The sequence below is a fragment of the Pandoraea sp. PE-S2R-1 genome, from assembly GCF_002179865.1.
GTDB lineage: Bacteria > Pseudomonadota > Gammaproteobacteria > Burkholderiales > Burkholderiaceae > Pandoraea.
This window is the reverse complement of the sequence record NZ_NGUR01000010.1, coordinates 373,076-388,544: the sequence shown is the minus strand read 5'-3', so window position 1 is coordinate 388,544 and position 15,469 is coordinate 373,076. Positions and strand designations below refer to the sequence as shown.

General features: G+C 64.9%; 12 protein-coding genes. 9 read left to right on the top strand and 3 right to left on the bottom strand.

Features of this window, described 5'->3' with window-relative positions; translation table 11 throughout:
• Positions 1–11 precede the first annotated feature (11 nt).
• From CDV44_RS12285 to CDV44_RS12275, 3 genes are all read left to right on the top strand, one after another.
• Positions 12–812 (top strand): ABC transporter ATP-binding protein, encoded by an 801-nt coding sequence (locus CDV44_RS12285; protein WP_058379466.1) that lies wholly within the window; start codon positions 12–14, stop codon positions 810–812.
• On the top strand, positions 809–1,522 hold the full coding sequence (locus tag CDV44_RS12280) for an ABC transporter ATP-binding protein (RefSeq protein ID WP_087688276.1): 714 nt from the start codon (positions 809–811) through the stop codon (positions 1,520–1,522). Before CDV44_RS12285 ends, CDV44_RS12280 begins: the two co-directional genes overlap by 4 nt.
• A 297-nt stretch (positions 1,523–1,819) precedes the next feature.
• A complete protein-coding gene (locus CDV44_RS12275) occupies positions 1,820–3,286 on the top strand; it encodes a sensor domain-containing diguanylate cyclase (protein ID WP_087688275.1) in 1,467 nt (488 codons plus the stop codon).
• A 95-nt stretch (positions 3,287–3,381) separates the two neighbouring features.
• Here CDV44_RS12275 and CDV44_RS12270 read toward each other — a convergent pair whose 3' ends face one another.
• Genes CDV44_RS12270 through CDV44_RS12260 form a run of 3 tightly spaced genes read right to left on the bottom strand, consistent with a single transcriptional unit; the run spans position 3,382 to position 5,836 of the window.
• Positions 3,382–3,870, bottom strand: coding sequence for a dihydrofolate reductase (locus CDV44_RS12270; protein WP_087688274.1), 489 nt, complete (start codon positions 3,868–3,870; stop codon positions 3,382–3,384).
• Complete coding sequence (locus CDV44_RS12265; RefSeq protein ID WP_058379463.1) at positions 3,867–4,661, bottom strand: thymidylate synthase; 795 nt, start codon at positions 4,659–4,661, stop codon at positions 3,867–3,869. Before CDV44_RS12265 ends, CDV44_RS12270 begins: the two co-directional genes overlap by 4 nt.
• A 23-nt stretch (positions 4,662–4,684) precedes the next feature.
• Positions 4,685–5,836 carry an ABC transporter ATP-binding protein gene (locus tag CDV44_RS12260; protein ID WP_087688273.1) on the bottom strand — a complete coding sequence of 384 codons (1,152 nt, stop codon included), beginning with the start codon at positions 5,834–5,836 and terminating at the stop codon, positions 4,685–4,687.
• Between the two features lie 326 nt (positions 5,837–6,162).
• On the opposite strand from CDV44_RS12260, the gene CDV44_RS12255 reads away from it, so the two are divergent.
• The 6 genes from CDV44_RS12255 (at position 6,163) to CDV44_RS12230 (ending at position 15,379) form a co-directional block, all read left to right on the top strand.
• On the top strand, positions 6,163–7,950 hold the full coding sequence (locus CDV44_RS12255) for an iron ABC transporter permease (protein ID WP_087688272.1): 1,788 nt from the start codon (positions 6,163–6,165) through the stop codon (positions 7,948–7,950).
• A gap of 491 nt (positions 7,951–8,441) precedes the next feature.
• On the top strand, positions 8,442–9,362 hold the full coding sequence (locus CDV44_RS12250; protein ID WP_087688271.1) for a LysR substrate-binding domain-containing protein: 921 nt from the start codon (positions 8,442–8,444) through the stop codon (positions 9,360–9,362).
• A gap of 133 nt (positions 9,363–9,495) precedes the next feature.
• Positions 9,496–10,572 carry an ABC transporter substrate-binding protein gene (locus tag CDV44_RS12245; RefSeq protein ID WP_087688270.1) on the top strand — a complete coding sequence of 359 codons (1,077 nt, stop codon included), beginning with the start codon at positions 9,496–9,498 and terminating at the stop codon, positions 10,570–10,572.
• 126 nt (positions 10,573–10,698) lie between these two features.
• Entirely contained in the window at positions 10,699–12,726 is a 2,028-nt protein-coding gene (locus CDV44_RS12240) for an aconitase family protein (RefSeq protein ID WP_087688269.1), read from the top strand.
• Between the two features lie 61 nt (positions 12,727–12,787).
• The gene (locus CDV44_RS12235; protein WP_249277516.1) at positions 12,788–14,125 is read left to right on the top strand and encodes a CaiB/BaiF CoA-transferase family protein; all 1,338 of its coding nucleotides are present in this window, start codon (positions 12,788–12,790) and stop codon (positions 14,123–14,125) included.
• Between the two features lie 216 nt (positions 14,126–14,341).
• Positions 14,342–15,379, top strand: a complete 1,038-nt coding sequence (locus CDV44_RS12230) for a CaiB/BaiF CoA-transferase family protein (protein WP_087688268.1) — start codon at positions 14,342–14,344, stop codon at positions 15,377–15,379.
• Positions 15,380–15,469 lie beyond the last annotated feature (90 nt).

Genomic DNA, 15,469 nt, shown 5'->3' with positions numbered 1-15,469 from the left:
GGGGATACGACATGCTCAAGCTGACTAATATTTCCAAGCGATTCGGCGGCCTGCACGTATTGCAGGACGTGAATATCGAGGTGCCGCAGGGCACCATCTTCGGGTTGATCGGACCGAACGGCGCCGGCAAGACGACGGTGTTCAACCTGATCACCGGCCTGTTGCAGCCGACCGGCGGCAGCATCACGTTCAACGGCGAGAGTCTGGTGGGGCAGAAGCCGCACAAGATCACGCAACGCGGCATTGCCCGCACGTTCCAGAACATCCGCATCTTCAAGGAGATGACGCTGATCGAGAACGTGGTGGTGGGGATGCATCGCCATCTCACGTACGGACCGGCCGGGTTGCTGCTCTCGCTGCCGGGCTTTCGCGATATGGAGAAGCGCTCGCGCGAGCGTGCGCACGAGTTGCTCTCGTGGGTGAAGCTCGATCACAAGGCGTACGACATCGCCGACAACCTGTCGTACGGCGATCAGCGCAAGCTCGAACTTGCCCGTGCGCTGGCAACCGAGCCGAAGCTGTTGCTGCTCGACGAGCCGGTGGCCGGCATGAACACGGGTGAAAAGGTCGATCTCATGAGCGAGATCGAGAACATCAAGGCGCGCGGTTACACGATCTTCATGATCGAGCACGACATGCGTTTCGTGATGGGTCTGTGCGAGCGTATCGCGGTGCTGAACTTCGGCCGCATCATCGCCGAAGGCAACCCGGACGAGATCAAGAACAACCCGCAGGTGATCGAGGCTTATCTGGGCCGCGATGACGATGAAGATATCGCCGCACTCGCAGCCAGCGGGGAGGACAAGGCATGAGCGCATTGCTCGAAGTGAAGGGCCTGAAAGTGGGCTATGGGCACATCGAGGCCGTGAAGGGCGTCGATTTCTCGTTGCGCGAACACGAGATCACCTCGCTCGTGGGCGCCAACGGGGCGGGCAAGTCGACGACGTTGCTCGCGCTGTCCGGTCTGATCAAGAAGCAAGGCGGCACGATTGTGTTCGAAGGCGAGGACATCGGTGGTCTGGCCCCGAACAAGATCGTGCAGCGCGGGCTGGTGCAGGTGGCCGAAGGCCGTGCCACGCTCACGACGATGTCGGTGCGCGAGAACCTTGAGCTCGGGGCGTACACGCGCCGCGACCGGCAGAACATCAAGGCGGACTTCGACAAGGTGCTGGAGCGATTCCCGCGTCTGTCGGAGCGCCTTGAGCAGATGGCCGGCAACTTGTCGGGCGGCGAGCAGCAGATGCTGGCGATCGGCCGTGCGTTGATGGCGCGTCCGCGGTTGCTGCTGCTCGACGAGCCGTCGATGGGGCTGGCGCCGATCATCGTGCAGGGCATTTTCAACACGCTCAAGGAAATCAACGCCGACGGGCTGACGATCTTCCTTGTGGAGCAGAACGTGCGTCAGGCGCTGAAGATCGCGCAACACGGCTACGTGCTTGAGACCGGTAAGGTTGTGCTCGACGACACCGGTCGCAATCTGCTCAACAACCCGCGTGTGCTGGAGGCGTATTTGGGCGGTTGATGCGACGGGGCACGGGGCATGGGGCGTTTGCCCCGTCCCCCATGCTCGGGTGGCACCGATATGACGTCGATCTCTCGTCGTCGGTTGGATGGCCACGTCAGCGGCATCGACGGTGGGTGAAACACCCGCCGTCGATGCCGTTTTCATATTGTTCGGCGCTGACGGGAGCGAGGGCGGCGACGGGTAACGGATCGCGTGCCGTGCCGCTAAGGGTAAGGAAAGGCGATTGCCTGTGTGCCAATTGGCAGCCAACCAGAATTGGTGCATGCTGCGTGAAAACGGGCAGAAAGGACATTCATGGACGGCTTTCTCATGGAGCGTGCGTCGCGTGCGCAACTAGCGTTCGCTGGCTGTCTGGCGCTCGTCATTCTCTGCGCACTCCTGCTCACTGCCCCGCAGGCGACGTCGCCGTTGCCGGCCGTGGCGCCGTTCCTGCCGATGTGCGGGCTGACCGTCTTCACGACGGCCACTATCGTCTCGTTTCTCCTCGCCGCACAATTCCAAGTCAGCCGCCTGCCCGTCTACGGGTTGCTGGCGGGTGCCTACGCCTTCGCCGCACTCACCGTGGCCATGCAGTTGCTGACCTATCCGGGGCTGTTTTCGCCGCAGGGCCTGTTCGGTGCACGCCCGAGCACGTCCGGCTGGATCTGGGTGTTCTGGCACGCCGGTTTCCCCATTCTGGTGCTCGTCGCGATGGTCTCGCGGCGTCTGTTCACACCGCAGTCGATCACGCAGTTACCGCCGCCCGGGCGGGCCACATGGATGTTCGTCGGCCTGCCGCTCATCGTGGCGGCGCTGCTGTGTCTGACGGCCCTTGCCGTACCGCTGCCGCCGGCGCTGGCCCCGGCGACCGCTCCCGGCGATTTCTCCGATAGCGGTGCGGCGTTCGTCCTGCTGCTGCTGAATCTGGCGGCGCTTGGCGGCGTGCTGTCGTTGGGGCGCCTGCGTACGGTGCTCGACGTATGGGTAGCCCTTGCCGTGCTCGCCTGCGTGACCGATACGCTCCTCAGTCTGATGAGCACGGTGCGCTTCTCGCTGGGCTGGTATCTGGCGCGCTTGTTCAGCATGTCGGCACCGGGACTGCTCGTTTGTGTATTGGTATGGGAAGTGACGCGGCTCTATCGCGAGTTGACGCGTGCGCACCTGCGCCTGATCGAATACAGCAATCGAGACGCGCTGACCGGCATCTTCAACCGTCGTTATTTCAACGAACGGTTTCCCCACGATTTCGAATTGGCCCGCCGTACCGCACGGCCGTTGTCGCTACTGATGGTCGACGTCGATCACTTCAAGAAATACAACGATCTGTACGGTCACCCGGTAGGCGACGAGTGTCTGGAAAATGTGGCCGTGGCGCTCATGCGGGCGACCCATCGCCCGACGGATCTGGTGGCGCGCTATGGCGGCGAGGAGTTCGTGATCGTGTTGCCGGACACCGACGTGAACGGTGCGCAGTTCGTGGCGACGCGCGTGACAGAGAGTGTTCGTGCGCTGGCGCGACCCGGCCCCGGCCCGCTCGGTTATGTGACGGTGAGTGTCGGTTGCGCGACCCACGTGCCGAAAGCGAACGACGCCAGTGACACGCCGGAGCGCCTGATCGCGCAGGCCGACGGGGCGCTCTATGCGGCAAAACGTCTCGGACGCGACCGCATTCATATAGCGGTACGCGTTGACGACAGCGCGGGCAATTCAGGGAGTACTGGGAGCGAGGGAAGTGCCGCCAACCCAGCCATCGACGCGCAGCGCGGCAACCTTAGCGCGTGATGGCTGAATGGGGCGACGAAGCAGTGAAGCGATGAAGCGATGAACCGATGAACCGATAAGGGGAGTGGCGTCAAACGGAGGCACCAACGCCCGCGTCAAACCCGCTCGTAAGTCACGAATGCGTAGTTGAAGTCGTTCGGTGCCGGCGAGTGGTGCGTTTCACGCGCCGTTTCGCGCCATTGCCCGGCGGCCAACGCCGGGAAGTGCGCGTCACCATCGAATGCCTTCGCGATTTCCGTGACGATCACCTTGTCGGCGCTCGGCAGTGCCTCGGCATACAACTGCGCGCCGCCAATCAGACAAATCTCTTCCGCACCGACACACAGCCGCATCGCGTCGATCAGCGATCCTGCCACCTCGCAACCCTCGATCTTCAGGTCGGCATTGCGCGACACCACGATGTTGCGGCGTCCCGGCAGCGGACGGCCGATCGAATCGTACGTCTTGCGGCCCATCACGACCGGCTTGCCGAGCGTGGTGCGTTTGAAGTGCGCGAGATCTTCCGGCAGGCGCCACGGCAACTGATTGTCGCGCCCGATCACGCCGTTCTCGGCGCGGGCTACCACCAGTGTCAACAAAGTCATACGGCCACCGGTGCCTTGATATGCGGATGCGCTTCGTATCCGACGATATGAAAATCTTCGTAGCGGTAATCGAAGATGGAGTCCGGCTTGCGCGAGATTTCGAGCTTCGGCAGCGGGAACGGCTCGCGGGCGAGCTGCGTGCGCACCTGTTCGAGGTGATTGTTGTACAGGTGGCAGTCACCGCCGGTCCAGATGAAGTCGCCGACTTCCAGCCCGGTTTGCTGCGCCATCATGTGCGTGAGCAACGCATAGCTCGCAATGTTGAACGGCACGCCGAGGAAGATATCGGCGCTGCGCTGATACAACTGGCACGACAGCTTGCCGTCTGCCACATAGAACTGGAAGAACGCGTGGCAGGGCGGCAGCGCCATGCGCGGAATCTCGCTCACATTCCACGCCGAGACGATCAGGCGGCGCGAGTCGGGGTTCTTGCGAATCTGGTCGACCAACTGGGTGATCTGGTCGATGTGACTGCCGTCCGGCGTCGGCCACGAGCGCCATTGGGCGCCGTAGACAGGGCCAAGCTCACCGTCCGCATCGGCCCATTCATTCCAGATCGATACACCGTTTTCCTGAAGGTAGCGCACGTTCGTGCTGCCCTGAAGGAACCACAGCAGTTCGTGCACGATGGACTTGGTGTGCACCTTTTTGGTCGTGACGAGCGGGAACCCGGCCTGCAAGTCGAAGCGCATCTGATAGCCGAAGACCGAGCGCGTGCCCGTGCCGGTGCGATCGGTCTTTTCGGTGCCATGGTCGAGCACATGGCGCATGAAGTCGAGGTACTGTTTCATAAGTCCATCCGTTTTGGCGGATTTTACCAGCCTCCGGGTGACGGTGTCCCCGAAGTGGTCGCCGCAAACGCCACCGGGTGCCGCACGGTGAGCCGCAGGCCCACGCGCTCGCCCGGTTCATGGGTCAGATCGCCATCGACGCGGGCGATGATTTCATGCCCCGAGGCGAGGCGCAGGGTATAGAGCTGATCGGCCCCGCGAAACGCCCGCCGCACGAGCGTGGCCTCGAACGGACTCGCCGGGTCGTGCGTAATGTCGTCGGCCCGCAACAGCACATCGACGGCAAACGGCGTTTCGCCCGATGCCGAACGCTGCAACTGCGCCGCCAGCGCAGGCGTGGTGGCGATTTCTCCGATTTCGAGAGCGATGCTGCCCGCCTCGCCATGCTCACCGCGCTCACTATTCCCGCCATGCTGTCGAAACGACCCCGGTACCAGCGTGCCGCGACCGATAAAGTCGGCCACCACGCGGTTGGCGGGTGTCTGCCACAACGCACGGGCCGGTGACCATTGTGCAATGGCGCCAGCGTGCATCACCCCGATCCGGTCGGCCATGGCGAAGGCTTCGTGCTGATCGTGCGTGACGAGAATGGCCGTGGCACCACTGGCGCGAATGATTTCGCGCACTTCCACGGCAAGGCGTTCGCGCAAGTCGAGATCCAGATTCGAGAATGGCTCGTCGAGCAGCAGCAGGGCTGGCGAAGGCGCGAGCGCACGGGCGAGCGCCACACGCTGCTGCTGGCCGCCAGAGAGTTCGTGCGGATACTTGCGTAACGCCCCGGCAAGGCCGACGCGCTCGGCGAGGTCTTCCACCCGCGAATTTCGCTCACCACGCGGCATGCGTCCCAGCCCGAAACCGATGTTTTGGGCCACGTTCAGATGCGGGAACAGCGCGTAATCCTGAAACACCACGCCGACGTGCCGTCGTTCAGGAGGTTCGCTGGCCTGCGCATTGGCGACTTCGTGGCCGTCGAGCACGATACGTCCGCCGCCCAGCGGCTCGAATCCGCACACGGCGCGCAGCACCGTGGTCTTGCCGCAGCCCGACGGGCCGAGCAGGCAGCCGATTTCTCCACGCGCAAGCGACAGCGACAGATCACGCACGGCCGTGTGGGCATGGCCGGCGGTGTCGTACGTGACGGTGATGTGATCGAGCAGCAGGTAGGGCAGAGACATGAAGGGCGAGGGGCTCAGGAGGAAAACAACACAGACGCACAGACAATCGCGACGCCAGTTATCCGGGCAAATTATCGGGGCAAATCGTCCGGGCAAATCATCAAGCCGAAATCGCGCCGGAATCGCGCCCCATGCGTGCCGGGCACTTTCCGCCAACCCGGGCGTCAGAGACGCGATTGCGAATGCGTATAATTTACAGCACGTTTAGACCGGTGAACGTCTGCCGGTTCCCTCACGGGGCGGGCGTCGGCATCCGTGCTGACCGTGCCACGTGTCCCATACGTTCCGATTGATCCGTCAACCGACCCACTGAATTCGATTTGCCGATGCCCTCGACGCCCCCGCCGCGCGCCGCTTCCGACCTCGCCCAACGCACCCACGGGCCGACTGCCGATCGGGAGAACCGTTCGATTGACGGGGCTGCGGCATCCGCTGCGGTATCAACTGCCATCGTTGACGAGGCCCCGAGTGCACCGCGCGTCGCACGTCTGCGTCTGGGCCGCGGCAAAGGGGTATGGCAGCTTGCCGCCTGGCTGCCGGCGCTGGTCGTCCTCGTCCCGATGTTCGGCATCGTGGCCGCGCTGGGCGCAGGGGATGCCAACACGCGGGCCATCCTGTTGCACATGCTCGACACGGTCTTGCCCGAGTACGCGCTGAATTCGCTGCGCATTTCGCTGGCCGTGGCTGTCGGCGTGCTGGTGATGGGCGTGTCGAGTGCGTGGCTCGTCGTGCACTACGCGTTCCCCGGGCGGCGTGTGCTGGCGTGGGCACTGATTCTGCCGCTCGCCATGCCGGCCTACGTCACGGCCTACGCCTATACCGACTTCCTCCAGTTTTCCGGCCCGGTGCAAACGGCGCTGCGTCGGGCGCTGGGCGTCGACCGCCTGAGCGCATTCCCCGAGATCCGCTCGTGGTACGGCGCGGCGTGGGTCTTCGCCGGGGCGTTCTATCCCTATGTGTATCTGCTGGCGCGCACGGCGTTCCTCGACCATAGCCAGCGCTTCCTCGAAGCGGCCCGCACGCTGGGCTGCACCCCGTGGCAGGCGTTCTGGCGCGTGGCGTTGCCGCTGGCGCGGCCGGCGCTGGTGGCGGCCGTGGCCCTCGTGCTCATGGAGACGCTCGCCGACTACGGTGCCGTCGCCTACTTCGGGGTGCCCACGTTCACGACCGGCATTTATCGTGCGTGGCTGTCGATGGGCGACCGCGTTGCCGCCGCGCAGCTTTCGGTCTGTCTGCTGGCCGCCGTGCTGGTACTGCTGATGCTGGAGGCGCGCGGCCGCGCACGCCTGCGCTACTATGGGGCTCCGGGCCGGGCACCGACTACGGCGCGCCGCACGGTGCTCAGGGGCGGACGCGCCTGGCTGGCCACCCTCGTCTGCGTGTTGCCGCTGGTCATCGGTTTCCTTCTGCCGGCGGTCATCATGCTTCGGCTGGCGGTCTCGGAACTCGATCAGGTGCCGTGGTCGCGCTATGGAGAATGGGTCTATAACACCGTGCGGCTGGCGGGCGCGGCGGCGTTGGTGGCGAGCGTCTTCGCGATCGTGCTCGGCTATGCGCAGCGGCAGGCCCCGGGCCGGGCCACGCGGGCGGCGGTACGCCTCGTTGGCGTGGGCTATGCGATTCCGGGCGCGGTGATCGCACTCGGTATCCTCACACCCGTGCTGCGGGTAGACACCTGGCTTGGCGACCTGTTCGGTGCAGACGGTCTGGTGCTGGCGGGCACGGCCGGCGTGCTGATCTATGCCTATCTCGTGCGATTCCTGCCCGCCGCCTTGCAAAGTGTGGACGCAGGCTTCGCCAGAATTTCCCCCAATCTCGACGCCAGTTCGCGCAGTCTCGGCGTGGGCGGCTGGGCCATGCTGCGGCGCGTGCATCTGCCGTTGCTGCGCGGCAGTGTGCTGACGGCCGCGCTGCTCGTCTTTGTCGACGTCATGAAAGAGCTGCCCGCCACGCTGGCGCTGCGGCCCTTCAATATGGACACGCTCGCCGTGGTCACGAGTCATCTGGCCGCCGACGAACGGCTGGCCGAGGCCGCCGTGCCGGCCCTCACGCTCGTGGCCGTCGGCTTGCTGCCGGTGCTGGTGCTGGCCAGGGCGATCGCCCGGCGTGCTTGAAAAATACTGAAACGTTTAACAGTTGCCGCTGCGATAGCGCCGCACTATAGTCGAATCAGACCCGGCAACGTTACCGGGGAGACTGAGCGTCAACAAAATGATTGCGATCGTCATTTGCAAATGTTGGCTGTTCATGGCCATGGCGTCGGCACCGCCGCCTGAGGCATCGTTCAACACGGCAGACGGCGGCTGGAGTGCCGTTCTGGTGTCCGGAGCGATGCGTTAGCGGCGCCTGGGAGGGACCGGCACCGGCTTACCGAGACGGACGCTTGGGCGTCCGGCGGACTCTCGCAACCTGGCGTCTTGCCGTACCTTCCATCCCCCCCACTCACCGTTTCGCGCCGCAACTGTCAACGCAGTGCAAGGCGTCGCAGCGGGGCTTCAGTGTTGTTTTCATGTACCTGCGAACCGGGGGAAAGCGGTATCGAAGTGGCGTTTTTACCCCTTGCGTCGCACAATCGCGGTCAATGCAGTGCCTTCGGGAGACTGGCATGGCGCTTTGGCGGATCGATCTGGTGTCGCTGCGTCTGTTCGTTGCCGTTTGCGAGGAAAGCAGCATTGCCCGCGCCGCCGAGCGCGAGTTCATCGCCCCATCGGCGGTCAGCAAGCGCATCAACGATCTGGAGTCGCTGGTTGGCTCCGCGCTGCTGCAACGGCACAAGTGGGGGGTGCGCGCCACGCCGGCCGGCGAAGCGCTGCTTCACCACGCGCGCAATGTGCTGCGCAGCCTCGAGAAGATGCAGGGCGACTTGTCCGAATACACCAGCGGTGTGCGCGGCCACATTCGCATCTTTGCCAATGTGTCGTCCATCGTCGAGACGTTGCCCGATGAACTCGGCGCGTTCCTGCGCCGCCACGAGGGCGTGAAGGTCGATCTCGAAGAGCACACCAGCGCGCAGGTGGTGCGTGGCGTGGCAGAAGGGGCGACCGACATCGGCATCTGCTGGGACGCTGTCGACACGCGCGACGTCGAAGTCTTCCCCTACCGGCACGACCAGATCGTGGCCGTCCTGCATCGGGAGCATTCGCTCGCCAATGCCAGCCAGCTGGCCTTCACCGAAACGCTCGACTTCGACCACATCGGCGTGCATCCCGATAGCGCCATGTACACCGTCCTGCGGCGCATCGCGGCCGAGCAGGGCAAGACCGTCAAATTCCGCATTCACGTATCGACGTTCGAGGCCGTGTGCCGCATGGTGCGCGCCAACCTCGGCATGGCCGTGGCGCCGCGCGAGGCGGTGGGCGTCTACTCGCAGGTACCGGACGGCGAAGCGCTGCGCGTGGTGCCGCTCACCGACAGCTGGGCGCAACGGCGGCTAATCGTGTGCGTTCGGCGTTACGATGCGTTGCCGGTGGCGTCGCGCATGCTGGTGGATCACCTCTGCGCGCGCGGGAGTACAGAGACATCGTGAACGGCGATGTCTGGCATGCCGAAACACATCTTGTCGCCGCCACCCTGGCGGCGGATGCTCTGGGAGCCGATAGCGATTCTGGCCGACGAGCCGGAGCGCGCCTGCGTCCCGATCCCACGGGAGGAGACTCGCGATGACACAAAGTGAAGCGCGCCGCGTGCGCGATGTAGTGGGCCGTCTGGTGCTTGTGCTTGCCCTGATGGCACTCGGCCTCATAGCGTTGAGCCTGAGCAGTACGGCGCGCGCCGCACCGGCCCAGCCGCTGGAAAAACCCAAGATCACCATCGCCGTGGGCGGCAAGCCCGGGCTCTATTACCTGCCCCTGACCATCGCCGAGCAACTTGGCTACTTCAAGGACGAGGGGCTTGACGTCACCATTGACGATTTCGCGGGCGGCTCCAAAGCGTTGCAGGCGGTCGTGGGCGGCAGTGCCGACATCGGCACCGGGGCCTTCGAACACACCTTGCTGATGCAGACCAAGGGCCTGACGTATCAATCGTTCGTTGTACTTGGCGCTGCACCCCAACTGGTGCTCGGCGTCGTGAAAAGCCACAACAACGACGTCAAGTCCGTGAAGGATCTGAAGGGCATGCGCATCGGCGTGAGTGCCCCCGGCTCCAGCACGCACATGCTGGTCAATGTGGCGCTCGCCAAGGCGGGCCTCAAGCCGTCTGACGTGTCCATCGTCGGTGTCGGTACCAATGCCACCGTGGTGGCGGCCGCGCGCGGCGGGCAAGTCGACGCGGTGTCCAACGTCGATCCGATGATGACGCTGCTTCAGGAGTCGGGCGACATCAAGGTACTGATCGACACGCGCACGCAGGCGGGCACGCGTGCCATGTTCGGCGGACCGATGCCGGCGGCCGTGATGTACGCGCCGCAAAGCTTCATCCAGAAGAACCCCCGCACGGTTCAGGCGCTGGCCAACGCCATCGTACGTGCCGACAAGTGGCTGCAACACGCGTCGGCAGCCGAACTGCTCAAGACCGTGCCGGAACCTTATCTGCTGGGGGACAAGACGCTTTACCTGAAGGCTTTCGCGAACTGCCGCGAAGCGTTTTCGCCCGACGGCCTGATGCCGGCCGATGGTCCTGCCACGGCGTTGCGTGCGCTGGCGTCGTTCACGCCGGAGGTCAAGCCGGCGCAGATTCGTCTCGGCGATACCTGGACCAACACTTTTGCCACGCAGGCCAATCGCCAGTACCCCTGACGAACGCGCGTTTAGACGTCATGCCCTCGAAATTCAGCCGCCGCTACGTCTCCGAGGCCCGATCTGGGCACGGAACTTGCGATCCGAACGGGTGACCCGATGCGGGAACATTCCAGGAGCGATCACATGCAAACCACTGTGCGACTGACCGGACGTGTGCTTTGGTTGAGCGACAGCGCCGAGGCGATGACGCGGCAATTGGCGGGCGAGGATCTGACGCGCGCCGACGCCGGCACGCTGCGTGACCAGATTTCCACCGACGAAATGACCCCGGCATGGGCGTGTCTCACTTTCGACGACACGCTGGGCGACTACGTTTATGTCGGATTGCGATGCAGTGATGGCGATGCCGATCCGACGGGCGTTTTCCCCGTCAAGCCGAAATCGGTGCGCTCGGGTGGCTTCGCGTTGTCGGTCTCCGGCACGCGGCGGGGCAAGGGGTCGTCGCGTGAAGCGAGTCCGTTTGCCGAATGGTGCGCGGGCATCCGGCTCGTGATTGCCGACAGTCTGGAGCGCATTTATGCGCAGAACTGCCAGAACCTGGGCTTGCTGACGTCGACCGATCAATCGCTTGTCGAGCGTCTGCTCGCGGGGGAAGAGCTTCCCGTCGAGGCGTTTCTGGAAGACTGCGACGTGCTTGGCGAAGCCATCGTGCGTAGCGGCGGGTTGTTCGGCTACACACGGCGGCGGCTGGCAGGAGAGGTCGTGCCGCCGCGCCCCGCGCATGCGCCGGGCCCCATGACGTATGGCGAGAAGATCATCGCCCGTGCGTTGGGTGTTGCGCGTGTTCGCGCGGGGGACGCTGTCTTCGTGCCCGCCGACTGGCGCTTTTCCCACGAATACGTCACGCCGATGGCCGTGAGTTTTCTGCATCACGCATTCGAGGGGGCCGGTGCCGATACGCCGTCGCTGCACGACTCGGCATCGATTCTCTGCTTTGAAGATCACTTGACGCATCTCGACGCGATGACGGGCGGCAAGCGGCCGCCGGCGCTGATTGAGGCTGCGCATCAACTCGGTGCGGTGCAACGCGACTTCTGCGCGAAACATCAATTGCGTTTGCACGGACGCATACCGGGCGGTGGCTCCGAAGGCATTTGCCACGCCATCATGCTGGAGCGCTATGCGTTGCCGGGGCAGGTGATTGTCGGCACCGATTCGCACACGCCGCACTGCGGTGCCATCGGCGCGTTTGCTTTCGGTGTCGGGGCGACGGAAATGGCCAATGCGTGGCTCACGGGCGATGCACGGCTGGTTGTGCCGGGCACATGCCTTGTGCAGCTTCGCGCGCAGTTGCCGGCCGGTGTGGGCGCCAAGGATCTCGCACTGCACGTGCTGCATCTGCCCTACATCCGCGACGGCCGTGCCATTGGCCAGATCATCGAGTTTGCGGGCGAAGCGGTGGCGCATCTGTCGACCGACGAGCGCGCGACGCTGACCAACATGGTGGCCGAGATCGGCGGCCTCACGGGCCTTGTGGTGCCCGACGCCGAGACGGTCCGGTATCTGAACGAACGGCGCGGGTCGGCGATGGCGCTCGAACCGTGGATGACGAACGACGCGCAGGCGTCATATGCCCACGTCATCGAGATCGACTGCGCACGCGTGGGCGCGATGGTGGCCAGCCCCGGCGATCCGGGCAACGGCGTCGCCCTCAACGCGCTGGCGGCGCCCGTGCGCATCGACATCGCCTATGGCGGCTCGTGCACCGGCAGCAAGCGAGACGATCTGCGTGCTTGTCACGACGTGCTCGCCTGGGGATTGTCGCGTGGCATGCATGTGGCCGACGGCGTGCGCTTCTACCTGCAATACGGCAGCGAGGACGTGCGCACGTGGTGCGAGTCGCAGGGCTACACCCGAGTGTTCGAAGCGGCCGGTGTCACGTTGTTGTCGCCCGGTTGCGGCGCTTGCGTGAACGCAGGCCCCGGGGCGTCGAGCAACGCAAGCGACGTGGTGATCAGCGCACAGAATCGGAATTTCCCGGGACGCTCGGGCCCCGGCCAGATGTGGCTCGGCAGCCCGGCGACCGTCGCGGCGAGCGCGCTGGCGGGCTACATCGTCGGCTTCGATCAATTGCAACGCAACGCTCGCGGCGTACCGCCCGCGCGCCTCGCGTCGAACCATCCGGCAGGCGGGCACTTACCCGCGCGCTAGACAAGGCGCCCCGCATGGCCCGGTTGTCCGGCGATGTGCGGCGCAGTAGAGGAGGCAGCACATGCAGGATGCCGTTCGCGCGACGCCAATGCCACTGCAAGGCATCCGCGTGGTGGAGTTCTCTCATATGGTGATGGGCCCGACGTGCGGCATGGTGCTGGGCGATCTCGGCGCCGACGTCATCAAGATCGAGCCGGTAAGCGGTGACGCCACACGCCGGTTGCTCGGCACCGGTGCGGGCTTCTTTCGCACGTTCAACCGCAACAAGCGCAGTCTGGCCGTCGATGTCACGCGTCCGGAAGGGCGGGAGTTGATGCTGCGGCTCGTGGGCACGGCCGACGTGGTGACGGAAAACTTCAAACCGGGACGCATGCGGCAGATCGGGCTCGACTATGCCACGCTCGCGCGGCTCAACCCCGCGCTGGTCTATGTCTCGCTCAAGGGGTTTCTGCCGGGACCGTACGCCGCGCGCACGGCACTCGACGAAGTCGTACAGATGATGGCCGGGCTGGCGTATATGACGGGGCCGCCGGGGCAGCCGTTACGTGCTGGTGCATCGGTCAACGACATCATGGGCGGTGTGTTCGGCGCACTGGCGGCGCTCGCGGCGCTTTACGAGCGCAAGACCACGGGGCGCGGTCAGGAAGTGCAGGGCGCGCTCTTCGAGAATTGCGTCTTGCTTGCGGCGCAGCACATGCAGCAGTACGCCGTCACGGGCGTGGCGCCAGCGCCGATGCCGGCACGCGTCTCGGCATGGGGCATCTACGACGTATTCACGGCGCGCGATGGCGTGCAGATCTTTCTGGCGGTGGTGAGCGATACGCAGTGGCGCATTTTCTGCGACGTCTTCGGGCGCAGCGATCTGGCCGACGATGTGAGGCTCGCCACCAACAACGACCGTGTGCTCGCGCGCGACTGGCTGATGCCATTGCTGCGCGAGATGGTGCAGGGCTACGACGCCGACTACCTGTCGGCCGCGTTCGAGCGCCACGGCTTGCCGTTCGCACCCATCGTCACGCCGCAGGCGTTGTTCGACGACCCGCATCTGCAAGCGAGCGGCGGCCTTGGCGAGTTGACCACCGATGACGGTGAGCACACCGCCGTGCCTCTGCTGCCAATCACCATGGCCGGGCAGCGGCTGCCGGCGCGCATGCCATTGCCTGCGGTCGGCGAGCACACCGGTGAGATTCTGCGCGAGATCGGATATCGCGACGTGCAGATTGCCCGCTTGCTGGCGGAGGGCGTGATTGCGTGGCCGTCGGGCGCTCCCGGAGATGAGGGGCATGACGGGCATCCGGACGGACAGGCGACGAGGTCAGCCGCCGCCGATGCCAGCGGCGGGATGGCATCGACAGTCGGCAGCACGGCGACGAATTCAGACAAGTCCGAGGGCGAATGAGGGTTCGTCTGGTTGCGGGCAGAGGGTGAGGCGCGATACGGTAGCAGGCAGTTGCTTTTCGACGCTTGGCGATATGCCGATATGCCGATATGCCGAGTTGCCGACGTGCCGATAGGCTGTTACGCCAGACTACCGACGTGCAGACGCGTTGATGTGTGGATCGTCGCGTCGTGCGTTGGCCGGATCGTCGCCCGATAACCCTACTGTCGCTACCCCATGACCGCCTCTCAAGATGCGCCGCTGGCCGGCGTTACCGTACTGGATCTCACCCGTTTGCTCCCCGGTCCGCTGGCCGGCCTGCGTCTCGCAGAGATGGGCGCGCACGTCATCAAGATTGAAGACACCGGCGCGGGTGACTATGCCCGCGAGATGATGCTGCGCGAGGGAGAGGCACCGCCTAGTGCGTTCTGGCGGTTGCTCAATCGCGGCAAATCGGTGGAGCGGCTCGATCTCAAGCAAGCCGCCGATCGCGCGGTGTTTCTCGAACACGTGGCACGCGCCGACGTGCTGCTTGAAGGCTTTCGTCCCGGCGTGATGGACCGGCTCGGGTTTGGCTTCGAGACGCTTGCCAAACATCGCCCATCGCTCGTGATGGCGTCGATCAGCGGTTACGGACAGCAGGGACCGCTGGCGCAGGCAGCGGGTCACGACATCAACTACATCGGTTACGCAGGTGTGCTCGATCAGCTATGTGATGCGAGCGATGCGCCGATCGTGCCGAACTTCCAGATCGGCGATTTGTTCGGCGGTGCGCAGGCCTGCGTCGAAGCGGTGCTGGCAGCGCTTTTTGCTGCACTACGGACCGGGCGTGGGCGGTGGCTCGACGTGTCGATGACGCACGAAGTCTTTCGCGCCAATCTGGTACCGGCCATGGCGGTGCATCGACAGGGGCGTGCTGCGCGTGCGGGTGAAGACCTGCTCAATGGCGGCGTGCCGTGCTATCAGGTGTATCGCACGAAGGACGGGCGGTACATGGCGGTTGGCGCACTCGAACTCAAGTTCTGGCAGACGTTGTGTGACGTGCTGGATCGCCCCGGATGGAGAGACCGGCACTGGATGCTCGGGCAGCCGGTCGGCGGCGACGATGCCCGCGCCTTGCAGGCCGAGTTGGCGGCGGTGTTTGCAAGCGCGTCGCAAGCTGACTGGACGGCTCGGTTTGCGAACGCCGATTGCTGTGTCACACCGGTGCTGAGACTCGAAGAGGCGATGGCGCATCCGTTGTTTGCCGGGGTGGCGGATGTGCTGAGGGCTTGAGGCGAGGGCGTTACCGAATGTCACAAAATTCCGTAGCGTCGTGGCGCAACACCGTCCATTGATCGCGTAGAGTCGTCGCTTGCCGATCAC

Excerpts from the sequence above, each read along its gene's own strand:
- CDV44_RS12230 (WP_087688268.1), top strand. The coding sequence starts at position 14,342 with ATGACCGCCTCTCAAGATGCGCCGCTGGCCGGCGTTACCGTACTGGAT.
- CDV44_RS12285 (WP_058379466.1), top strand. The coding sequence starts at position 12 with ATGCTCAAGCTGACTAATATTTCCAAGCGATTCGGCGGCCTGCACGTA.
- CDV44_RS12235 (WP_249277516.1), top strand. The coding sequence starts at position 12,788 with ATGCAGGATGCCGTTCGCGCGACGCCAATGCCACTGCAAGGCATCCGC.
- CDV44_RS12255 (WP_087688272.1), top strand. The coding sequence starts at position 6,163 with ATGCCCTCGACGCCCCCGCCGCGCGCCGCTTCCGACCTCGCCCAACGC.
- CDV44_RS12275 (WP_087688275.1), top strand. The coding sequence starts at position 1,820 with ATGGACGGCTTTCTCATGGAGCGTGCGTCGCGTGCGCAACTAGCGTTC.
- CDV44_RS12270 (WP_087688274.1), bottom strand. The coding sequence starts at position 3,870 with ATGACTTTGTTGACACTGGTGGTAGCCCGCGCCGAGAACGGCGTGATC.
- CDV44_RS12265 (WP_058379463.1), bottom strand. The coding sequence starts at position 4,661 with ATGAAACAGTACCTCGACTTCATGCGCCATGTGCTCGACCATGGCACC.
- CDV44_RS12240 (WP_087688269.1), top strand. The coding sequence starts at position 10,699 with ATGCAAACCACTGTGCGACTGACCGGACGTGTGCTTTGGTTGAGCGAC.
- CDV44_RS12250 (WP_087688271.1), top strand. The coding sequence starts at position 8,442 with ATGGCGCTTTGGCGGATCGATCTGGTGTCGCTGCGTCTGTTCGTTGCC.
- CDV44_RS12280 (WP_087688276.1), top strand. The coding sequence starts at position 809 with ATGAGCGCATTGCTCGAAGTGAAGGGCCTGAAAGTGGGCTATGGGCAC.
- CDV44_RS12245 (WP_087688270.1), top strand. The coding sequence starts at position 9,496 with ATGACACAAAGTGAAGCGCGCCGCGTGCGCGATGTAGTGGGCCGTCTG.
- CDV44_RS12260 (WP_087688273.1), bottom strand. The coding sequence starts at position 5,836 with ATGTCTCTGCCCTACCTGCTGCTCGATCACATCACCGTCACGTACGAC.